The sequence below is a fragment of the Vibrio sp. ED002 genome (assembly GCF_023277445.1).
Taxonomy (GTDB): domain Bacteria; phylum Pseudomonadota; class Gammaproteobacteria; order Enterobacterales; family Vibrionaceae; genus Vibrio; species Vibrio jasicida.
On the sequence record NZ_CP080239.1, the window covers coordinates 1,598,014 to 1,621,349 of the forward strand.

Here is a 23,336-nt window from a genome sequence, read left to right on the forward strand (position 1 = left end):
GATTGGGGATCTAATAAAGGAAAAAACAATGGAAGCTACATCCAAGGCCGAAGCTCGAAAGCACAACCTCGCCTACATCATTAGGATTTGTTGTATCGCTGCACTCGGAGGCATCTTATTAGGTTACGACACTGCTGTTATCTCTGGGGCAATTGGACCAATCCGTGAATATTTCGGATTGTCAGCAGCACAAACCGGTTGGGCCGTATCCAGCGTTGTACTAGGGAGTATTATTGGCGCAGTAAGCGCAGGTTGGGCAGCCCTTAAATACGGTCGACGCAACACACTCTTTATCGCCGCTATCCTCTTTATCATTTCAGCCATCGGTTCTGCCCTCGCACAAACCTTCTCGTTCTATGTCATGCTCCGTATCGTAGGCGGTGTCGCGGTAGGTCTGGCTTGTGTGGTATCACCAATGTACATGTCGGAAGTCGCGCCAAAAGACTTCCGTGGGCGCGCGGTGAGCATGTTCCAGCAATCCGCGGTTATCGGTCAGACTGGCGTGTTCTACGTTAACTATTTAATTGCAAAAGGCATGTCCGAGGCTTGGCTCGTCGATCTCGGTTGGCGTTGGATGCTCGGGTCAGAAGTGATTCCTGCCGCGCTTTTCGCCATGTTGCTGTTCCTCATTCCAGAGTCACCACGTTGGCTGGTACTAAAAGGCAAAGTCGCCGAAGCAAAAGATACTCTCTCTCGAATTTCTAACCCGAAACACGCGGACCGCTTGATCAAAGAGATCCAAGAGTCGTTAGTAGAAAGTCATGGTGCGAAGAAGAACAAGGTCAGCCTGCGTTCGCCATTATTGTTCGCAATCTTGGTTATCGGTACGTTTGTCGCGGCAGCCCAGCAGCTAACCGGTATCAACGTGATCATGTACTACACTCCGGAGATCTTAAAACCAATCACAGGCTCTACTGAAAACGCGCTATTCCAAACCACGTTCGTGGGTATCGTATTTATCGGTGGTAACGCTTTGGGTATGTACCTGATCGATAAAGTCGGCCGCTTGCCACTGATGAAATACGGCACCTTTGGCTGTGCGTTCGGTATGTTCATCGTTGGCTACGTGCTTTACCAGCAAACGGAAGGTTACGCGGCGCTATTCGCACTTTGTCTGTACGTGGTGTCTTACGCGACCTCTTGGGGCTGCGCATGTTGGACTATGATTTCAGAAATCTTCCCGAACAGTATCCGCTCTCGTGCCATGGCTATCGCGGTCGGTGCACAATGGTTTACTGGCTTTATCGTGACGCAGTCATTCCCAATGCTCAATGAAAACGCCTACCTACAAGAGAACTTCAACGGTGCCTTTGCCTTCTGGTTATTCGGCGTCTTGTCCCTCATCTGTATGTTCGTGGTCGTCAAGTATGTGCCTGAAACCAAAGGCGTCAGCTTGGAAAAAATGGAAGAAGCGATGGCGAAAAAACTGGGTAAAAAAGTATCTGGAACTGCGACTGAAGCACGTGCATAAGATAACTTAATGTTTTACAAAGGGAACAGGTGTTAGCACTTGTTCCCTTTTGCTTTTGGAGGCAAACCTCATGCTCGATAAAATGGCGTTCTTTGTCTATGTGATCCGCTCTGGGTCTATCTCCTCCGCAGCGCGTAAATTCAATATTTCGGTCTCCGCCGGAAGCCGTTGGCTGCAAGAACTGGAACAACACTTCGGCACTACCCTATGCCGCCGCTCGAACCGATTATTGGAAGCCACTCAAGCAGGCCAAACCTTATATGAAGAGTTCTCTCCTCTTGTTGACAGCGCCGAGCGTATCAGCCGCAAATTAGAAGACTTCCAAGACAGCGAAAAAGGTCATATCAACATCGCGTGCACGCCCGTGTATGCCAATCACTACCTGATGGACAAAATCGCCGATTATTCCAAGCTTAACCCAAAGGTGACCTTCAACATCAACGTCACTCCTTGGGCATTAGATCATGCCAGTACTTGTGACCTGATGATCAGCGCTAACGCTAGCTTCCAAGGCTACCGTGAAAAAGATTTATTACTGGTGAAACGTGAGCTGATGCAGTGCCCGTTTATCGTCGTGGCTTCGCCTCAATATCTTGAAAAGCATGGCTTGGCTACGCATCCAGAAGCACTAAGAGACCACGCTTGCTTGATTGCAACCACACTGACAGGCAGCAACGATTGGATCTTCCGTCAAGGAATGGAAAACATGGTGCTGAAAGTGCCAAAAACTATTGAAGTGAATGACAGTGACCTGTTGCTTAGTGGCACCTTAAAGGGTGCAGGCGTCGCGTACTTACCGCAATTTGTCACAACAGAAGCAGTAGATAAAGGCGAGTTAGTACCGTTATTGGAAGAGTATGAGACCAGTATTTGGAGTTTGAATCTGTACTATCATTCACCCAAAACTGCATCTCCAGTGGCGATAAAGTTCAAAGAGTTCTTATTAAAAACCCCTTGTTAAGACGGATTGGATTTAAAACAATAAGCTGCTGACGCCATCGTAAGTCAGCTTGGCGCCTGAAAGAAACAAGAACAAGTAACAGAGCTGATAGATTCTTTCCTGACTGACGCGATGCAAAAGATACACACCCATCTTAACGCCAACGGGCGCGAGTGGAATCAACACTAGCGCAGTCATTAAGTTGGTCGAATCAAATTCACCAAGCCAAATGTAAGGCACGAGTTTCGCTACATTCACTATGCCGAACAGCACCGCCATGGTTGCTATCAGGTTGATTTTAGGCAGTTTCAACGGGAGTAAATAAATACTCGCGGGACCGCCACCAGCATGAATTGCAGTACTGGAAAAACCGCTCAGAGTGCTCCAAACCCAAGCATCTAGCTTCCCTGATTGAGAGGGTGTTTCACCACTTAACCAATACTGAAAGCAGAACAGCAAAGACAACACACCGACGGTGATCTTCAACCCTGACTCTGGCGTGATACTCAGAAATAAGCCCGCTAATACCACCCCAAGCAAAGCCCCAGGCAGCATGGTTTTAAGCACTCGAACATCGGCATTTCGATAATGATGACGCACCGCAAAGGCATCCATTACCAACAGAATGGGCAATAAAATCGCTGCGGCTTGTGTTGGCGGCACCACCAGCGCCATCATAGGAACAGCCAAAATGCCCAGCGCCCCACCGAGCCCACCTTTACCAATGCCATAGATTAACACCGCAGGAATCGCCAAAAGATAGAACCAAGGATCGCTGAGCATCATCGTCACCTTTTTAGAATCGAATATCGAACTACGCCACAATCTGAGCGAGATAATCGCGACTGCGTTTTAAATCGCGCGAAACCTGACTCACGTCTGCGGTGCCGTGTTCATGCTCGACCACGATCCAACCTTGATAGTCGGCCGCCTTAAGTGCACTCATCACTTGTTGGAGCTTGATATCGCCATCCCCTAGTGGCGTAATCAGCCCTTTGCTGTACGCATCGACCCACTCCAACTTATCGCGATTAGCTAACCTCAATTTGTCCGTCGACACATCTTTAACATGAATATGCTCAATGCGCGTTCCGTACTGACGGATAAGCCCCAGCGGATCCATCCCATCTAAAAATGCATGCCCGATATCGATGCAAAGTCCGAGCTTGTTCGCTGGAACCTGGCTCATGACAAAATCGATCTCGTCTTTATAACTGATGTAACCGCCGATGCCCGGATGAAGTAAACAGCGCAAACCATATTGGCTAGCTACGCTAATGATGCGTTCGAGGTTGGCAATCATGGTTCGTTTACTTTCCATTTTCAAACGCGGTGCAGTGACGCTTTGTCCTATATAGCCATAGCGTTCCGCGTGAATGCCTTCCATCACCAGTAAGTTCTTTACACCCAATGCATCTAAGCGCTGACAAACGGTATCGACATCTTCCAAAATGGCAGACATGTTTGCAGAATCGCAAAATGGCACTTGTACCTTGCCAGAGCACATCTGCAATCCACGTACGCGAAACGCACTTTTCAGCAGTTCAGGATCTTCTGGGAAAAAGCCATCCGGTCCTAATTCAATACCACGAAAGCCACTGTCACTCGCATCCATTAACACCTTTCCCCAGCTTGGGTTGGTCGCATGAGATGCCTCTTCCACTCCCCAGCAGCATGGGGCGCAAGCAATACGATCAAGCATGTGTTTTTCTCCTAAGTTGATTTCCTTTCACCTTAAGATTGGTGGGGGTAAAAGTTCGTGATTTGCGCCTCGTTTGTACTTTGCATTTTCGCAAAGCGGCTTTGAATTCCTGGCTATATCGCGAGCACATCGCACTCCCTACACTGGTTGTGACAGAACGATTACGGAGTAAACTGCGGTATGGAACGAATCTTTATTGTGGCGGCAAAGCGCACCCCAATTGGCAGCTTTAATGGCTCGTTAGCGTCATTGTCCGGTGTGGAATTAGGCGCTCATGCCATCAAGGCAGCCTTGGAGCAAGTGGATATTGCACCAGAACAAATCGATGAAGTGATTGTGGGCAATGTACTGACTGGAGGCGCAGGCATGGGACCGGGTCGTCAAGCCGCAATGAAGGCAGGCATTCCAGAATCCGTTCCCGCTTACACCCTCAATATGATTTGTGGCAGTGGCATGAAAGTCATCATGGACGGTGCAAGCCACATTAGGGCGGGCGATGCTGAGTTAGTGCTTACTTGCGGTATGGAGAGCATGTCTAACGCACCTTATGTCTCTTCTGGCCAGATTCGTCGCGGCTACCGCATGGGTCATCAAATCCAAGAAGACAGCATCATCAAAGATGGTTTGACGGATGCCTTCCACAACTACCACATGGGTGTTACGGCAGAAAACATCGCCAAGCAATTCCAAATCAGCCGAGAAGATCAGGATGCCTTTGCCTTACAAAGCCAACGTAAAGCAGTCAGCGCGATAGAAAATGGTCGTTTTGAAGCAGAAATTGCGCCAATTACCATTGTGGATCGCAAACGCCAATTCGAAGTGAAGAACGACGAATATCCGAAAGCCGACAGCACCTTTGAAGGTCTACAGGCGCTGCGCCCTGCATTCGATAAAGAAGGCAGCGTTACCGCAGGCAATGCATCCGGTATTAACGATGGCGCATCCGCAATTTTGCTCGCTTCCGAAAGCGCAGTGAAACGCCACAACCTCAAGCCAATAGCTGAACTCATCGAATACGGACAAGGTGCTATCGCTCCAGAGGTGATGGGCTTAGGTCCGGTGTCTGCGATTGCCAATACCTTAGCCAAAGCCGAAATGGCGATTGAAGATATCGACGTTTTTGAGCTTAACGAAGCGTTTGCTGCACAAGCACTTGGCGTGGTTCGCTCTCTTACCGAGCAACACAATATAGATGAAGCGTGGCTGCTAGAACGCAGTAACTTAAGTGGCGGTGCCATTGCACTGGGTCACCCAATCGGTGCATCAGGTAACCGCATTGTGACCACCTTGATTTATCAACTACAACGCACTCGCCGCGATTACGGTTTGGCATCACTTTGCATCGGCGGCGGCATGGGCACGGCGTTGATTTTAAAACGTTGCTAAAAGGAGCCTCTCATGGACACGAAAAACATGAAAAAAGCAGCCACTACCGAGCAAATTGGAGACCTACTACACGACGGCATGACCATCATGATTGGTGGCTTTATGGCGACGGGAGCCCCAGAGCGTTTGATTGACTTGCTGATCAAAAAAGACATCAAAGACATTACCTTAATCAGTACCGACACAGGCTCACCGGGTCGTGGCTCTAGTCGACTCATCGCGGAAAAACGGGTGAAGAAACTGTATGCCTCACACATCGGCACCAACCCTGAAACGGGCAAGCAAATGAACGAAGGCACACTTGAAGTAGAGCTGGTTCCTCAAGGTACATTGGCAGAGCGCATTCGCAGTGCTGGCGCGGGTTTGGGTGGCGTACTAACACCAACCGGGCTTGGCACCATAGTCGCAGAGAACAAACGCGTGATTGAAGTTGATGGCAAACAGTATCTCTTGGAAATGCCACTGAAGGCCGACTTAGCGCTGATTCGTGGTTCAAAAGTTGACCGTCGAGGCAACGTTTTTTACAGCAAAACCACTCAAAACTTTAACCCTTTAATGGCAACTGCGGCAGAAACCGTGGTGGTGGAACCAGAGCAGATTGTGGAATTGGGCGACATTGAACCCGAAGCCGTGCATACCCCAAGTTTGTACATCGATTACATCTTAGTGGAGGACAACTAATGACTGCACAATTAGATAAAGAAGTCGTTCGCCGCCGCATTGCATGGCGCGTTGCTCAAGAGATGCAAGATGGCGACATCGTTAACCTAGGAATAGGTCTACCAACGCTGGTTGCCAATGAAGTAGACAAAGACGTCGAGCTATTACTGCAAGCGGAAAATGGCTTAATTGGCATTGATAAACTGGCATCTGAGGAAGAAATCGACCCTGACCTGGTCAATGCAGGCGGACAGAACATCACAGCAATCGCAGGATCATGTTACTTTAACAGCGCCGACTCTTTTGCCATCATTCGTGGCGGTCACGTGGATTCAACCGTACTTGGTGCGCTGCAAGTGGATGAACGTGGCAATCTTGCCAACTGGATCATTCCGGGCAAAATGGTCCCGGGAATGGGCGGCGCGATGGATCTTGTGGTCGGCGCAAAGAAAGTGATTGTCGCCATGGAACACTCGGTGAAAGGCAATCCGAAACTACTCAAACATTGCACTTTACCGCTGACTGCAGTGGGTCAGGTGGATTTGATTGTTACCGAGATGGGTGTATTCGAGATCACCGATAAAGGCATGATGCTGACCGAACTCGCGCCAGAGTTTTCCGTTGAAGAGGTACAAGCGGCGACGGAAGCTCAACTGATTGTATCGCCTAACCTTATTCCAATGCCGACACCAAATTAACTCTAAATGCAAGAGGAGCAATATGCTCCTCTCTTCATAATTTGATCGTTCTTCAAGTTTGTGTCAGGTTTTTCTGAAACACGCAGTTTGCCCTTAAAATTCCCTCAAACCATGCGTAGAATCCCGCCCTGTTATGCGCATGGTTGAGTTGTATTTAGGGTAAAAACCGATGAGATTGTTGTCTGGATTTTCGTCAAAAGAGTGGCTGCTAACGGCTGTCGTGCTCGGCGGCTTAACTGCGTATGCCGTTTATCACTCCAACCAACGAACTTCTGATGCCCGCACAGCCGCCATTCAAGTGATCTTTGCCGACATGCAGTATCACGTTTCTATTCTCAATCAGAATGCGAAAGCTTTTAAGCAAGACCACGGGGCAGACCAATGCGTCTTAACCGCTGCTGGGTATCAAGAGTTTTACAATGGCTACCCAGAAACCCAAAGTGAGTGCGGTGAGCAGGTCAGCTTCTTCGATAACTTAACCATCACCGATGAGATGAAACAGACAGATTTAGTCTTCATCGAGAACAATCAATACTCCATGGTTGGGTATGGCAATGACGAATCACCAGAAACGCTCATGGTAGGCAAATGCTATGCGTATTACCGCTTGGATGGAAAAGGCGCTGATGGACACAGCTTTAAGGTTGATACCTCTCGCTGTTAGGACAGACTTAACGTTGTGGTTGTGTAGAACAGGCTATAGAAATCAAAAAGGGAGCTCAATGCTCCCTTTTTACTGCTTACAGCCTGAATTTACGCTTGGCTGAGTGTTACTTCTTCCAATGGGAAGTGCGCACTTGGCTCTACAAACTCTTGTTGCGCTGCAATGGTTTGAAGTTCCCATTCACCCGCTTGGTAAGTCGCGTTAAGTACGCCATAGCAAGCATCGTGACAGTGTTGGAACGCTTGTTTTGGCGTCCAACCTTTCAATAGGCCAGCAGTGAAGATCGCCGAGATCAAATCGCCAGCGCCTACCGGTGCTTTGGCAAATTCAAAATGAGGACGCTTCGCTAGGTAAGTGCCTTCTGGTGTCGCAAGCAGCATATTGAAGCTGTCATCTGACAAGCAGTAAAGGTGCTTCACCAACACCACTTTAGGGCCTTTTGCTAGCGCACGCTGACAAGCGTTAATCGCGTCATCCAACGTGTGAATTTCCATCTCTGCAAATTGGCTTAGCTCGAACTGGTTAGGCACGATCACATCCGCCATTGGCATTAGACGATTCAACAAGTTTTCTGCGATACCCGGCGCAACAATACAGCCTTTGTCTGGCGCGCCCATCACTGGGTCACATACGTAAAGCGCTTCTGGATTCGCTTGTTTAACTTTAGTGACGGTATCTTCTACTGCCAGACATTGCTCAGCACTGCCTTGGTAACCAGTCAGAACCGCTTGGCACTTCTCTAGCGCGCCAATGTTGCCAAGACCACGAACTAATTCGCTGATGTCATCAGCCGAAAACGCACGACCCGTCCAGCCTTCTTGATACTGGGTGTGGTTAGAAAATTGAACCGTGTGAATAGGCCACACTTCGAAACCCATGCGTTGCATTGGGAAAACGGCACTGCTGTTACCAGCGTGACCAAAAGAAACATGAGATTGTATAGAGAGGATACCTTGCATAGTACCAGACCTCTTCTTGTTGTTATCAATAGTTCAAAGACAGCGGCGAGCGCCAGATTTGCGAAACCAGTAGTGTATCCGACAAACCAAGATTCTCTAACTCAATTCTAGCCTTCTTCGCTGGAATCGGTTGGAGAGCTGGTTTTCAGTACCATTTTCTTAATTTCCATTTTGTCTTTATTGAGCGCAATTTCGAGGGTGTCCCCTTCCCTTATCCCGAGCTCGCTCAGGATCACGCTTGGAATGACTACGACGGTATCGTCACCGATCTTAACAGGTTGGCTAATCATCTTTCGTCCCCCAATTGTCGAAAATGAGTTTTCACGTTACGAGTGGCGAGTAACTTTCTTTTGTGTCCTTAATCTGCCAAATGGATAAAAACAAAAGAGCCCTCCACACCGCGTATGGGAAGGCTCGATTGAAAAAACTTAGTTCACTAGCGGTTCATGCTTAGAAGCAATCAGACCATAAGCGCTCCAACCTAGGAAGGTAACGATAGAGCCCCACATCATGGCTTCATAGCCAGAACCATACAACGCGTAGAAGCTGTAGAGAGAGCCAACCAAAGCGATGATGTTGGTGGTTTTCATTTCTCGGTCAGGTACATGCGCCACTTTTTGCATGATGAAAATCGCCCCCATACATAGAATGTAAGGAATAACGTTAGTCACAACCGCAAGGTTAACCAATGCTTCAAACTGCTCGTTCAACGTCGGAGAGATCGTCATAAGCGACAAGACGGATTGAATGACTGTAATAGCAAGCATACCTTTGATTGGCGTACCGCGTTTATCAACTTCTGAGAACAGTTTCGGGAAGAAGCCCGCATCTGAAGACGATTTAAATACCGACGCGATGGTGAACTGCCAACCAAGTAGTGAACCCGCACAAGCTAGCACTGCCATGCCCGCAACCACTTTACCTGCAGTAGAACCTAGCATTACTGTCCATACCGTTGAGAATGGCGCCGTAGAAGCAGCAAGCTCAGAGTTCGCCACGATACCAGAACAGATGTTGGTTGAAACAATGTAAACCACTGCCGCGATCAGCGTACCGCCCAATACTGCGATTGGAACGTTCTTCTCTGGGTTTTCTACCGCTTCTGAGTTTGCACAAGCCGATTCAAGGCCTAGGAATGCCCAAAGTGTCATCGCGATCGACGCACTTACCGCTTCACCAAATGGTAGGTGGTGTGGGTTCCACGCTTCGATGTACATAGTTGGGCTGAAGTAGAACCAACCAACAATGCCCAAAGAACAGACAGGAAGAATAACGCCCCAGACCGTAAACGAGCCGATTTGACCTGTGATCTTCGCACCACCAAAGTTAGCGAAGGTACAAATCCAAAGGATAGCGATGGTGTACAGACAGGTTTCTACTGGCGACAAAGTCACTTCAAAAAACGCTGAGCCGTAACCGACACAGGTAATGGCGATTGCGATATTGGCAATCAACAATGATAAGCCGTAGGTCCAACCCGCCATAAACGCACCCGATTTACCAAACGCGTACGACGCATAACCGTTCATACCACCGTCACGTTTGCTAAAGCGACCACATTTTGCGAACACATACGCGAGAGCCAAAGAGCCAGCAGCCGTAATCAACCAAGACAAAATCGAAATGGTGCCTACTTGCGCTAGCTTACTTGGCAACATGATGATGCCCGAACCAGCCATGTTAATGAACGTCAGAATGGTAAGTTGCACCACCGACATTTTTTTGGTTTCAGTACTCATAAATTATTCTCCACGAATAAACGGTTCGCACCGCGGTTTTCACGCACGGTGCGAACGGGTAGATTAATCTTTTAGGGCGTAACAATGGGCGGTGGTGCGGCCATTGACGTCTTCTAGGTACACACCTTGGATCTCTGGTGCAAAGCCTGGGAATCGGTTGATGCCTTCTTCTAGAGACAAGAAATAGTCGACAACGTGCTGTGTCCAAACCTCACCAGTGATCACACATATGATGCCAGGAGGGTAAGGAAGCGCGCCTTCTGCTGCGACACGGCCTACCGCTTCTTTAAGTGGTAAGTAATCACACTCTCCACGGAAGTATTTGCGTGTTGCCACATCTGGTTTGTGCACCATGGTTGGGAAGTATTCGCTACGGAACATCGCTTTTTGTAGCTGTTTCACATTCAGCTCTTTGTACATGTCATGCATTTCCTGACATAGCTGACGGATGGTGTAGCCGCGGTAGCGTTCTTTGTTTGCTTCATAAACGCGAGGCAGCACGATGTTTAGCGGTGCATCATCACGAATGAACTTCTCGAAGCGGTTGATTTGCGCCACAAGATGACGGATCTTGCCCATATCTTCTGCTGGAGTAAGCAGGAACAAGATAGAGTTCAAATCACACTTCTCAGGGATGATGCCGTTTTCGCGTAGGAAGTTCGCCAATAACGTTGCAGGAATACCAAAGTCTGCGTAGCTACCATCTTCTGCAATACCAGCTGTGGTTAGTAGCAATTTACAAGGGTCAACGAAGTACTGACCTTCACCGTAGCCTTCGAATTTATGCCAGCTTGCATTTGGCTCGAACATGAAGAACTTCTTATTGGTTGCGATAAGATCGGTGTCGTAGCTACCCCATGGCTGGCCTTCAACTTCATCCGGAATGAATGGACGGATCAGCTCACAGCTTTTCAGTATTTCTTTACGTGCTTCGATACCTGTCTTAACTGCATCTCGCCATAGACGTAGACCTGCTTCACCATCGTGGATCTTCGCGTTCACATCTAGAGCAGAGAACAGCGCGTAGAATGGTGAGGTTGACGCATGCATCATAAACGCGTTGTTGAAGCGTTTGTGGTTACAGTAGCGAGCCTGACCTTTAATATGGTGGTCTTTTTTATGGATTTGCGAGGTTTGAGAGAAGCCAGCCTGTTGCTTGTGAACAGACTGAGTCACGATCACACCCGCATCTTCTGGTTTCAGATCCAGTAGCAATGGAGAACAGTCTTTCATCATAGGAATGAACTGCTCATAGCCTACCCATGCAGAGTCAAATAGGATGTAGTCACAAAGATGACCAATCTTATCCATCACGTAACGCGCGTTGTAGATCGTACCGTCATAAGTACCTAACTGAATGATCGCAAGACGGAATGGACGTTCATCACGCGCACGCTCTGGTGATACTTTCGCAATTTGAGCGCGAATGTATTCCTCATCAAAACAGTGCTCATCCATACCACCGATAAAACCCCAAGGGTTACGTGCCGTTTCTAGATAAACTGGCGTACCGCCCGCTTGAATTAACGCACCGTGGTGGTTTGATTTGTGGTTGTTACGGTCAAACATCACCAAGTCGCCCTCGGTCACTAACGCGTTACAAACCACTTTGTTTGAAGCCGAAGTACCGTTGAGTACGAAGTAGGTTTTGTCGGAGTTGAACACTTTTGCTGCGTGCGCTTGAGCTTGGTGAGCAGAACCTTCGTGGATCAGCAAGTCACCTAAATCAACATCCGCGTTACACAAGTCACTGCGGAATAGGTTTTCACCGAAGAAATCGTAGAACTGTTTACCCGCTGGGTGTTTTTTGAAGAACTGACCGCCTTGGTGTCCTGGGCAGTCGAATGCAGAATTGCCCATTTCCACATAGTGAGTCAATTGTTTGAAGAAAGGCGGTAATAGGCGGCATTCGTACTTGGTCACCGCTTCATTGATTTGACGACCGTAGTATTCAATTGATTGTCTTTCTAGATCAATAACACCGGTTAACCAGACATAATCGTCGGCGGAGACCGGATTTTCATCTGTTACTAAGAAGACCGGGATACCATAACCCGTCTCAGAAATAATTTTGTGTAGACCAGCCTTAATATCTGAAGAAGTAATAATTGCAGCGCCAACGTCAGTTAATTCGACATGCTCTAGCGGTTTTAAAGTTCGGTTAAATTGTTCATCCAAAGATTCAGATAATAAACTGAAGTCTTCTGGCATGTAATTACTAACACCGATAATTAAACGTTTCATTGAAATATCTCTTATTTGTTCTGTAAAAACGATAAGACAGATATTACAAATGGATTTAATATTTAAAATTAAAAAACCAAATTTCGTGATTATTCGTTCATATTTATAACTCTTATTTTCTCGAAATAAAATTTCGCGATCTTTATCACTTTCCTTTCAATAAGCCAATGATATTGAATTTTGGTTTAAATTGAATTCAGGTGAAGAATTATGTGACCTCACCAGTTATTATTAAAAAAGGAATCAAAAGAAAATAAAATTTTGCGATTTTCATCACTCTATATTTAACTAGATTGATTTATTAGCAATAACAAACACAATAAATACGCTTATATTTAACAATTTATAAACTATAACAAAAAGCCATCAACATTTCTGCTGATGGCTTTTCACGTTATTGTTTTTTCTTTGGTGCTTTCTTCGAGCTCAAGTCTAATCGAACAAATGGCTATCGAGTTTAACGCCGTTATTTGACCACAATTGATACCGTTTCACCGCGTTACCAGACGAATACATGGTGTGCTTGCAGTCCATACATTCGACAAAATACAAACCACTCATACCAGCCATAACGTGTAACCTTCGACTGTCACAGCGCTTACAAGAAAGACGCTGAACCTTACTGTTTACGTCAACACGACGAGCGAAGTTAAGTGTCTCATGGGAGCACAAGGCGTCCACTGCACTATCTTTAAACGGATGCTCACTGAGCAAATGATTGATGGCGTAATCGTACACCGGGGGAATCGAAGATTTGCCATTCTCTATATTGGTTATCTTAGCTACGGAAACACCCAACAAAGATGCAAACTCCACTTTGCTGTATTCCAAGATAAACCTTGAAGAGATGAACTTATCTGCACTAATGATTCTCAACATACACAAATCTCTAATAGAAACAAAAAGAGCACGACGTTGCTCTTTTATGTTGAAAAGGATAATAACAGGTTACTTCCGACTGTATTTATACGCAGAGTATGCGCTATTTTTATTTTTGGTATCTTGCGCTCAATTTAATTAAAGATCAATAGCATTCACTTAGTAACAAAAATAGAAATTAAGATTTAATAATATAATTCTTAATAGCAAATATTAGTTAAAGTAATGGTTCTAGTTAACTAAAAATAATTTAAGCTAACAAAGTAATTTCATAGCCATGATATGAGCTAATCAATAATAATGGATTGGAGCTTAATTCATGTATTTTCAGCAAGGGGGGATTTCCCTCTATTTGTCGATTTATATACCAACAGCTCGGTGACAGGTAGAATTCTGTTGAAGCTTTGCATAAAGATCACCCAACAATTATGCAATCGATAGAGTAAAGAAGAATTTGAGTGATAAAAAAGCCTCACGAATGAGGCTTGTTGAGATTCTGTGGCTGTAAGAAGTTTTGCGTAAAATCGAGCACTTCTTTGGAAGGTTGTTTTGGTGGAGGCGCAAATTCTTGTTGTGCGGACACTTCGCTTTCGAAGTTTAACTCTGGCATCCCATCAGGTACGTTTGCTTCTTCATGATGCTCTTCATTAAGCAACTCGTTCAGTTCTTCTTCTCCAGGGAAATACGGCTCACGCTTGTAAACCTTGTTTAAGGCTCTGATGATTGAGTGCTTTTTCACCACGCCAGAAGCCAACTTTCTTTGTAGCGGTTTAGCAATTGATTGTAAGCCAACCACCACATCTACACCGATGTTGCTGGCAACCTCATCACGTACAACTCTCGCAGGCTCATAACCCATGTTCGCAGACAAGAACAACCAAACGTAAGCAATCGCGTTACCTGTTTTGCCAGTGTCTTTCCACGCTTCACCTGCATGGAACATGGCTTCTGCACTGCCGCTTTCCGCCGCTCTTTCTAACCAATAACAGCCTTTGACCATACATTTTTCAGTACCAATGCCATTGAGATAGCATAGACCTACTTGGATTTTGCCATCAGCACTGTCTTGCTCTGCAGCTTTCATAAACCAAAACAACGCATCAGCCCGCTGACCTGATGTGTTTTCTGGTGACAACTGCCATTCGCCCATATACAGCATGGCTGGAATGCAGCCTTCATCGGCAGCTTCTTCGATTAATTGGTGACCTTTAGGAATGTTTTTCTCTGTACCACGCCCAAATACGAGCGCTTTTCCGGTCGCGAATTTCGCATCGATATCGCCTTCCATGCCCGAAATAGCCGTACGCCAGAAGTTTGCCTGCTCTCTTAAGATCACATCTTCACGCATACGTTCGGCAAGTCTTACTACACCGTACATACCAGTGACATTATCTAACTTGGCCGCTTTATCATACCAATAGAGCGCCTGTTTAATGTTCTCTCGTTCCGCTTCTTTTGCTAAATAAAGAATGGTCGGGATATGCCCCGTTTCCGCCTTAAACGCACGTTCTTTACGCTCTTGCTCTCGCGCCTTCTGCATCGCTTTGCGGTATGCCGCTTCACGAGCTTTCCTCTCGGTCTCGAGACGTTGCTTACGCATCGACAACGAGATCATCCACACAAATATCAGGACGAGTGAAAGGCCAGTTGCCACAATGGCAATGCCCATACTACTCATAAATAGCCTCTTTTTAGGTCAGGGCCCATAAGGATTTCCCGTAGCTCGGGGAATCTAGAAAATTGTTAATTTGGGTGTGAAAGCAATCATTCCACTGTACACCGCCTTTATTATATAACGACCATGTAGGCAAAATCTGAAGTTTACAATTTTACTGTGAGGGCAATTTATTCAATATCATCTAAACTTATTTTTTAAAGAAAAATATCACCCTTGCTTTTATAGAACCTAATCACAGTTTTGGGGCTTAGACATTCTCCTCCCCTATCATCCCCCCGATCTCCTCCTATAGAAATTTACATTTTTAGGCTGTGCTTAACATCTCACTATGCGCTCGTTTTATTATTTAATTTGTGAACAAAATCTAGTGTGATAGAAAATTTTCTCTTGTAAAAAACTTAACCGCCTGCTCTCACATTTTGCTGATAGTTCAGTGTATTAGCATTTAGTTGAACATTTCCTTTTCGGCATCTTGCCCAATCTATTCTCAATTCAATAACAATGGATTTGTAAACGTGGACAATAAAACATTTAAATTATCAGCGATTGCCAAAACCGTGCTACCTCTACTTTCTGTAGCAGTGATCAGCGGCTGTGGCAGTGACAGCTCTAGCGATGACACTACGAACCCTGGCTCCGGCCTTCACCCTGCGGGAGAGAACGAAGTTGTCATCTATTACAAACGCGATGTTGCTTCGGCTTCAACAGCAAGTGATTACGACGGTTGGGGCCTACACCTTTGGAATGGCGAAGGCTGTACCAGTACTGACCTAGAAGCAATGGGGATCGCTGACGGCGGTACGGATTGGGCAGCACCGCTTTCGTTCGAAGGCATCAGCGAAACTTACGGCGCTTACTACGTACTTAAAGTGAACCCTGACGCATCAGACCCACACGAGTGTATGAACTTCATCTTGCACAAAGGCGATGAAAAAGCCTTTGGCAGCGCGAACTCTAAAGTGGAGTTAACCAAACTGGGTGAGTCTCAAGGTCTATTCGGCTTCCACGGCAGTAGTGAGCTTTACTATGAGCCAATTGCAGATCGTCCTGTTGATATTGATGGCCAGAAAGCACACTGGTTAGATGCCGACACTATCGCTTGGGAAGCGGCAGCAAACGCCGACTCGATGAAGCTATTCTACAGCTTGACCAACGACATCAAGATGGACGAAGACAAGCAGATTTCTGGCGGTACAGCCGTTGAGTTGACGAAAGCAGGAGACCTGTCTGAAGAACTGAAATCTCGTTTCCGTCACCTTGCGAGCTTACAAGCCGCAGGCATTGATGTGGATTCTGATACGCTACGCTCTATTCTGAAGTCACAAATCGTGATGGTGGCATACAACGCAAGTGGCGATGTTATCTCTGCCACTGAAGTCCAAAAGCCAGGTGTGCTTGATGCGGTATTCGCAGATGCAGACGCAGGTAACGCCATTGGTCAGGAACTTGGTGCCATTGTTGAAGGCAATGCAGCAACATTCAAACTTTGGGCACCAACAGCGCAAGACGTTGACCTGATCATCTACGATGCCGATTTGAAAGAAGAATCCACCGTTGCGATGACAGAAAACCCAACTACTGGTATCTGGGCTTCTGAAGCGCAAAGCGATGCACTGAATAAATACTACCGCTACGAAGTGAAGGTTTATCACCCAACAACAGGTGTGGTAGAAACGCGCCTTGTGACTGACCCATATTCATTAAGCCTTTCTGAAAACTCGCTTTACTCACAAGTTGTGGATCTAAACAGTGCTAGCCTGCAACCACAAGGCTGGAATGATTACGATCGCCCAACGGTTGAAAAAGACGAAGACCATGTCCTTTATGAATCACACTTACGTGATTTTAGCTTTAGTGACACGAAAGGCACAGAATCGTTAAACGGCAAATACCTTGCGTTGACGGAAGCTGAGCGTGAATCTGTTACTCACCTTCAAGCCCTGAAAGATGCTGGTTTAACAACGCTTCACATTCTTCCTGCCTTCGATATCGCAACCGTTGATGAAAACGAAGCTAAACGCGTTGATATCACGGATACGGTAGGCAAGCTATGTGGCATTAAGCCTGAAGCCTCTGTTTGTGAAACCGAAGACGATGCAAAAGTGATTGAAGATGTCCTAAACAGCTACGATCCAGCAACAGGTGCTGCACAAGCTCTGATGAACGATCTACGCATGCTAGACAGCTTCAACTGGGGTTACGACCCATTCCACTACACTGTGCCAGAAGGCAGCTACGCGACTGATCCAAACGGTTCTAAACGTATCCTTGAATTCCGTGAAATGGTGCAAGCGACGCACAAAATGGATCTGAAGCTGGTTATGGACGTGGTATACAACCACACCAACGCATCTGGCGTAAACGACAAGTCAGTTCTCGATAAAATCGTCCCAGGGTACTACCACCGTCTGAACGTCAACACAGGTGGCGTTGAGAACTCAACTTGTTGTGATAACACAGCAACTGAGAACTTAATGATGGGTAAACTGATGGTTGACTCATTGCTTGTGTGGGCAGATGACTACAAAGTCGATGGTTTCCGCTTCGACTTGATGGGCCACCAACCAAAAGACGTGATGGTGTACGCGCTAGAACAAGTACGTAAGGTTGATCCTAATACGCTGTTCTACGGCGAGGGTTGGGACTTCGGTGAAGTCGCGAACAACGCGCGCTTCGACCAAGCAACACAGCTAAATATGGCTGGCACAGAAATCGGTACCTTCTCTGACCGTCTACGTGATGCGGTCCGTGGTGGTAGCCCATTCGATGGCGGCATGGACTCTGAAGGTAAACACCCACTTCGCTTCAACCAGGGCTTTGGTAACGCAGGGTACCCGAACGAAGAAACAAAGACAGATGCAGATTCAGTAAACGGTCGTCTACACAACCAAGATATCGTTCGTTTAGGCATGGCTGGCAACCTAGCAGAATTCGTTCTACTCGATTACAAAGGGGATACGAAGCTTGGTAAGAACGTAGACTACAACGGTGCACCTGCGGGCTACACTAAGATGCCTTCTGAGAACATCTCTTACGTATCTAAGCACGATAACCAAACCCTTTGGGACAACAACGCTTACAAGATTGCGACTGGCACTTCTTCCGCTGAGCGCGCTCGTATGCAAACGGTGTCTCTATCGACGGTAATGCTTGGTCAAGGTATTCCGTTCATTCACATGGGTTCAGAATTATTACGCTCTAAATCAATGCAGCGTGACTCTTACGATTCAGGTGACTGGTTCAACCGTGTTTACTTCGACGGTAGCGACAACAACTGGAACGTAGGCCTACCTCGTGAAGACAAAGACGGCGCGAACTGGGAGCTAATCAAAACCATCGTTGCGGATGGCACAGCAAAACCAGACTCGACTGATATTGAACTTACTAAACAACAATTCCTAGAACTACTAACTATCCGTAGCTCAAGCGAACTGTTCCGTTTAGATACCGCTCAAGAGGTCATGAACCGCGTTGATTTCCGCAACGTAGGCAAAGACCAAGTTGAAGGCTTGATTGTGATGTCTATTGACGACGGTACGTCAGCTGGTGCAAATCTAGATACAAACTACGACGCCATCGTCGCGGTAGTGAACTCAACAGCAGAAGAGAAATCTTTCAAAATTGAGGGCGCAACGGGTTTCGAACTGCATGACGTTCAGAAGAACTCGGCTGACATGACCGTTAAGAGTGCAAGCTTCTCCGGTGAGACTTTCACGGTTCCGGCACTTACAACAGCGGTATTTGTACAACCTCAAGGTAACGCACAAGGTGCTGGTCTGCCTGTTGATACAGATAACAAAGACGTATCGAGCATTCCTCCTTACGGTGAAACCAAGGTTTATGTTCGTGGTGACATGAACGGTTGGAATCCATCAGAAGAATGGGAAATGTCATTCATTGGCAACGGTATGTACTCGGTAACAGGTGTACTTGAAGCTGGTGATTACGGCTTTAAGTTTGCTGATGATAGCTGGGGTACACCAAACTTTGGCTGTGATTACGTAGAACAAGCTTCTGGGTCTCTAGACTTGGGTACTGAGGGTAACTGTGCATTGTCCGTTACTGAAACAGGCAAATACACTTTCGTTCTAAATGCAATTCATGAGCAAAGCGATTCAGCTGACAAACCAGTTGTTTCTGTAACGAAAGCAGCAGACGCGCCAACGTTCGGTGAAACTTCACTGTTCCTACGCGGCACAATCACGACTTGGGATACTCCAGCTGAGACCTCAAGTGCGAAATTCACTTACGTAGCAGCAGATGTTTACTCGCTAGATATCGACCTAGCAGCAGGCAGCTACGAAATGAAGATCGCTAGTGCAGATTGGGCTGATGCAACCAACTTTGGTGGCGAAGGAAGTGTTGAGCTAGACACAGCCGTTACTATGGATGCAGGCGGTTCAAGTGCGAACCTTAAGATCACGATTGCAGAAGCAGGAAACTACAACTTCCACTTCAACGCAGCAGATAAAGCAGCACCAATCGTGACAGTGACTAAGAACTAAAAACAGTAGGCGCAATCATGTGCTAGCTTGGGGAGGGTAAAACCTCCCCTTTTTTGTGTCTGTAAAACGGCATTAAAAAAGCCGCTCGAACAGTGAAGATGGCGGCTTTGTTGTTTCTAATGATTTGCTTTAGCTATGGGGTTAGTTTCCCCAAATGATCTCTACAAACTCAGGGTGATCCACAAACGGGTTGCGGTTACCTTGGAATTCAAACACCGCTTGGTTACGGCTGATCTCTTTCGCGCTGACAGGATCGTTTTTGTGCCAACGTTTCAACATGTTCAGCATCCATGGTTCAAAGACGGTCGTTTTCGTGCCGTTCAATACCGCGTCAGAGTTGCTAGTGTTGCTTTCCCAGTTGCCAATGACGTTTTCATAGCGCGTCGCCATGTAGAAATACGCACGAGCAAAATCACCTTTGAACTCATCAATAGGCTCAAATACCGTTCCTGAATAGCCCAAAGTAGAGCTTGCTGAACCGACTTTTGAGCCATTGCTAGATACGTAAGTGCTGTTACCCACTTCACCAAATGGCCAGTTGCTGCGCTTCGCATTCACATAACCATCGGTTGCAAACAAGTGGTGACCATCCGAGTTCATCGGTTCAACCTTGCCACCAAACCAGCTCTTAGGGAATGAATGTTCACGGTTGTAGCAATCGCCTTCCGTTTTGTATTGGCCACATTGGTCAGTGACTTTGGTAAAACTCACCGTATCGCTGCCAGATGGTTTTTCAGAATACATATCGAGAATGGAGCCATCTTTCTCGTAGTAGTTGTCTAAATCTGCGTCTTTCACTAAGGTCCAAATCGCTGAGTAGCCGCGTCCGGTGTGATCCTTGATGATGTTAAACAGCGCTGTTTTCAACTCAAAACCTGTTTTGCCTTCTGCGGCTTTATAGTACTCACCGACAACAGGCGGAGGCGTCGTTGAACCGCCAAGAGTAAAGCTTGTGGTTTGAGATTTCGTGAATTCACCACCAGACGCTAATGTGGTTTGGCCAAACATTAAGGCGTATGAGCCACTGCCGTTGCCGCAACAAATGCCATCACCATAACTGTCACTGATCGTAAACTGGTAATCGCCGTTCGCTAGGCACATGGTTTTTTCGTAAGTTTTCGAAGATTCAAAACCTTGGCCAGAAAACAACACTTTTGAATGGCTATCTTTCAGTTCCCAACTCGTTTCTGAGCCATAACTGTCAGTGTTCAATGTCAGTAACACTTCGTTGTCATTACAGCTTTCTACCGGTGGCTGAGTACCACCATTTTGGTTTGGCTGAAAGTTATCGACATAAACGACTTCAGAACCGTCAAAACCCGACTCATCATAAAAGCGTAACCCGACATTGATCGTTTTGTTTGATGATGCAGTGTAACTGTGCGTGAGCTGTTGCCACTGATTGGTTTGCAGAGGGTTAGAGTAGCTGTGGTATCCATCAACCACCAAACGCGCTTTAACATTTCCTTCTGTATGATAAACCGCGACAGAAAATGGGTAGGTTTTCCCTTGCTCCACATTAATGGTTTGCAAAAAGTCGGTGTTGCTTTGGGTACCTGTATTTACGATAACTTGAGCCGCAAGACCACCAGATTGGTGCGGGTCACTGGTCGGTGAAACAGCAATGCCGGAATCAATCACAGACCACTGCGTTGGTGCATTGCCATTCCACTGTTCAAAGTCTCCATTCAAGACCTCTGCATAGGCGATCGGAGAGCAAATGAGAGATAAGAGACAGAGGGGTTTCGTTATGGATTTCATTATAATTTTCCATTAGTTATATAAATCCCCAAAAAGATAAACATAACAATTACACATGAGTAAGTCATAAATCACAGTTTGACGTTGCATGAATGTGAATATTCTCATTATCGTGCAGCACATCTCACAAACTGCGTACTGTTTCTTTCACCTGTTCAACGGCAGTTGTGCGATAAAAAACAAAGGGATGTACAGAAAGAACGCGGGAGCTCAAAGTGGAATATCGCTACCTATGACTAAAAAGAGCGGCATCTTAGACAAAGCGATAAAAAAAGCCAAGTGCGTTTCTATTGGGGTAGAAAGCAACACTTGGCTTGGTATGGGTTATCTTGATTGAGAATGACTTATTGAGTGTTTGCCGTCACTTTGAAGAAGCGTCCTTGTAATGATGACATCGGGATCTGGTACTGCCCGTTACTTGGTGTGATTTGTTGGTTAGTGATTAAATCCACCAGCGCTTGATTACTACCGACTTGCGCTTCTGTCAGCACAATATTGCGGGCACTCTCAAAGGTATTCAAAGCAAATAAGACTTGGTCATCGCCAGATACTTTCAAGTCCACATAACTGCCATTGCTTGCTACCAAGTTAGTGCGACTGCCTTGATACAAAGCAGGATGAGCAGCACGCATCGTCATCAATGACTTAACATAGTTTTTAAGGTCAACTTGGTTAGCATCTAGGGTTGCCGTTACGCCTTCGATCTTGGCGCTGCTGCGAGCGACATGGTCATCACACACGCCACGAACCGCACACGTATTGTTGTCTTCTTTTGCGTCAAAACCATCAACTTGGTCACCGATTTCATCCCCATAATAGAGTGTGATTGGTCCGGTGTAAGCCGCTTGGAATGCAAACGCGGCTTTGTGGCGTTGCCAGTATTCAGCATCGTTCACATCCGCTAATCCGCCTCGTTGCAACAAGTCACCAAAGCGAACTAAATCGTGATTGCCAATCATCAAGTTTGGTTGAGCATGAGACGGATATTGATTGTGTGTTTGGTAGCCATTGTCTAACCAATCCACATCACGACCGCCGGCACCGCTCTCATTGACAGCCAGTGTTTCCACCACGCGATAGCGCATTGGGAAATCAAATGCCGAGCACAACGCAGGATCGTCAGCCGCGCCATATGCGTCACTCGCGATTTCTGACTCGCCCTTCCAGATCTCAGCGACCATGTAACCCAGAGGATTCACTTGATCACCTTCCGCGTTGGTGTAAGTCACACTCTGTGAGGCTTCATCCACCGCTTTGCGGATTTGTGTCCATGCGTCGGTTGGGACTTGGTACGCTTGGTCTAAACGCCAACCATCAATTTTTAGCTCTTTGACCCAGTAAGTCGCGACTTCTTTGTAGAAATCCAAACTCGCTGGATAGTCGACCGGGTTACTCGAACCAGAAGGTAATAACCCCGATGGAGACGGCTTAATTAACCCTTCTTTGTGATGCCCAAACACGCCATCAAAGAAAACATACAAACCGCGTTTGTGTGCTTCATCAACTAAGGTTCTCGCCGTTTCTAAATCGCCAAAACGAGGATCAATCTTAAAATAGTCCGTAGCAAAGTAGCCCGTTGCATCCAAACGATCAGCCCAATGATCCTGCCCATCAATGGCTTCCGATTCAAAAACTGGCGTCAACCAAATTGCATTCATGCCCAAGTCTTGGATGTAATCGAGCGAATCAATAATCCCTTGAAGATCACCGTTATGATGGCTAGTGCCGTAACCTGTGCCATGGCCGATACTCGAATCGCCATCAACAAAGCTCTCAACCATGATTTGATAGGTGCGAAGTTGGTTGCTTTGCTCCATTACATTCGCTTGGCAAGCATAACTTGCATCAGGAAGTGGCGTGCTGCCATTATCGCTTCCTCCAGAGGAATTACACGCGGATAAAACACCAACCACGCTCAAGGCTAAAAGCGATTGGCCAAATAGTTTTTTATATCGTACGTTGCGCATTAAACTCTCCCAAATAAAATTAACCCCAACATGTTTCCCATGTAGGGGTTAATAAATAAAAAATAAATTTTAAATAACTGAAT

Annotated in this window: 17 protein-coding genes; 7 read left to right on the forward strand and 10 right to left on the reverse strand. The window is 46.5% G+C overall.

Translation table 11 applies throughout. The annotated features are described in order from the left end of the window. Positions 1–28: 28 nt before the first annotated feature. Together ITG12_RS23800 and ITG12_RS23805 are read left to right on the forward strand one after the other, a co-directional pair. On the forward strand, positions 29–1,471 hold the full coding sequence (locus tag ITG12_RS23800) for a sugar porter family MFS transporter (RefSeq protein ID WP_038881291.1): 1,443 nt from the start codon (positions 29–31) through the stop codon (positions 1,469–1,471). Positions 1,472–1,541: 70 nt separating this feature from the next. Next, entirely contained in the window at positions 1,542–2,432 is an 891-nt protein-coding gene (locus ITG12_RS23805) for a LysR family transcriptional regulator (RefSeq protein WP_038881288.1), read from the forward strand. A 12-nt stretch (positions 2,433–2,444) separates the two neighbouring features. Here ITG12_RS23805 and ITG12_RS23810 read toward each other — a convergent pair whose 3' ends face one another. Both ITG12_RS23810 and ITG12_RS23815 read right to left on the reverse strand, forming a co-directional pair. After that, the gene (locus tag ITG12_RS23810; protein WP_038881286.1) at positions 2,445–3,194 is read right to left on the reverse strand and encodes a sulfite exporter TauE/SafE family protein; all 750 of its coding nucleotides are present in this window, start codon (positions 3,192–3,194) and stop codon (positions 2,445–2,447) included. Positions 3,195–3,225: 31 nt separating this feature from the next. Next, positions 3,226–4,113 carry a TIM barrel protein gene (locus ITG12_RS23815; protein ID WP_038881283.1) on the reverse strand — a complete coding sequence of 296 codons (888 nt, stop codon included), beginning with the start codon at positions 4,111–4,113 and terminating at the stop codon, positions 3,226–3,228. 180 nt (positions 4,114–4,293) lie between these two features. Here ITG12_RS23815 and ITG12_RS23820 point away from each other — a divergent pair, with 180 nt between their 5' ends. From ITG12_RS23820 to ITG12_RS23835, 4 genes are all read left to right on the forward strand, one after another. Beyond that, positions 4,294–5,499 (forward strand): acetyl-CoA C-acetyltransferase, encoded by a 1,206-nt coding sequence (locus ITG12_RS23820; protein ID WP_038881281.1) that lies wholly within the window; start codon positions 4,294–4,296, stop codon positions 5,497–5,499. Between the two features lie 27 nt (positions 5,500–5,526). After that, positions 5,527–6,180, forward strand: coding sequence for a CoA transferase subunit A (locus ITG12_RS23825; protein ID WP_038881366.1), 654 nt, complete (start codon positions 5,527–5,529; stop codon positions 6,178–6,180). Beyond that, positions 6,180–6,857, forward strand: coding sequence for a 3-oxoacid CoA-transferase subunit B (locus ITG12_RS23830; RefSeq protein WP_038881277.1), 678 nt, complete (start codon positions 6,180–6,182; stop codon positions 6,855–6,857). The genes ITG12_RS23825 and ITG12_RS23830 overlap by 1 nt, the downstream gene beginning before the upstream one ends. A 169-nt stretch (positions 6,858–7,026) precedes the next feature. Further along, positions 7,027–7,521, forward strand: coding sequence for a type IV pilin (locus tag ITG12_RS23835; protein ID WP_248874270.1), 495 nt, complete (start codon positions 7,027–7,029; stop codon positions 7,519–7,521). Positions 7,522–7,610: 89 nt separating this feature from the next. Here ITG12_RS23835 and pdxY read toward each other — a convergent pair whose 3' ends face one another. The 6 genes from pdxY to ITG12_RS23865 form a co-directional block, all read right to left on the reverse strand. Then, positions 7,611–8,480 carry a pyridoxal kinase PdxY gene (gene pdxY / locus ITG12_RS23840; protein ID WP_005429237.1) on the reverse strand — a complete coding sequence of 290 codons (870 nt, stop codon included), beginning with the start codon at positions 8,478–8,480 and terminating at the stop codon, positions 7,611–7,613. Positions 8,481–8,587: 107 nt separating this feature from the next. Then, positions 8,588–8,770 (reverse strand): AbrB/MazE/SpoVT family DNA-binding domain-containing protein, encoded by a 183-nt coding sequence (locus ITG12_RS23845; protein ID WP_038868933.1) that lies wholly within the window; start codon positions 8,768–8,770, stop codon positions 8,588–8,590. A gap of 138 nt (positions 8,771–8,908) precedes the next feature. Continuing rightward, positions 8,909–10,219, reverse strand: coding sequence for a putrescine-ornithine antiporter (gene potE / locus ITG12_RS23850; RefSeq protein WP_038868932.1), 1,311 nt, complete (start codon positions 10,217–10,219; stop codon positions 8,909–8,911). A gap of 63 nt (positions 10,220–10,282) precedes the next feature. Further along, on the reverse strand, positions 10,283–12,463 hold the full coding sequence (gene speF, locus ITG12_RS23855) for an ornithine decarboxylase SpeF (protein WP_038868931.1): 2,181 nt from the start codon (positions 12,461–12,463) through the stop codon (positions 10,283–10,285). A 432-nt stretch (positions 12,464–12,895) separates the two neighbouring features. Then, positions 12,896–13,342: a helix-turn-helix transcriptional regulator gene (locus ITG12_RS23860; protein WP_038868929.1), complete on the reverse strand. Its 447-nt coding sequence runs from the start codon at positions 13,340–13,342 to the stop codon at positions 12,896–12,898. A 472-nt stretch (positions 13,343–13,814) separates the two neighbouring features. After that, complete coding sequence (locus tag ITG12_RS23865; protein WP_038881273.1) at positions 13,815–15,020, reverse strand: SEL1-like repeat protein; 1,206 nt, start codon at positions 15,018–15,020, stop codon at positions 13,815–13,817. A 515-nt stretch (positions 15,021–15,535) separates the two neighbouring features. Between ITG12_RS23865 and pulA the strand changes: the two genes are divergently transcribed. Continuing rightward, on the forward strand, positions 15,536–19,525 hold the full coding sequence (pulA, locus tag ITG12_RS23870; protein WP_248874272.1) for a pullulanase-type alpha-1,6-glucosidase: 3,990 nt from the start codon (positions 15,536–15,538) through the stop codon (positions 19,523–19,525). Between the two features lie 141 nt (positions 19,526–19,666). On the opposite strand, the gene ITG12_RS23875 is transcribed toward pulA, so the two are convergent. Beyond that, on the reverse strand, positions 19,667–21,286 hold the full coding sequence (locus tag ITG12_RS23875; protein ID WP_248874274.1) for an endonuclease: 1,620 nt from the start codon (positions 21,284–21,286) through the stop codon (positions 19,667–19,669). A 344-nt stretch (positions 21,287–21,630) separates the two neighbouring features. Continuing rightward, positions 21,631–23,253 carry an alpha-amylase family glycosyl hydrolase gene (locus ITG12_RS23880; protein ID WP_248874276.1) on the reverse strand — a complete coding sequence of 541 codons (1,623 nt, stop codon included), beginning with the start codon at positions 23,251–23,253 and terminating at the stop codon, positions 21,631–21,633. Positions 23,254–23,336: the final 83 nt, after the last annotated feature.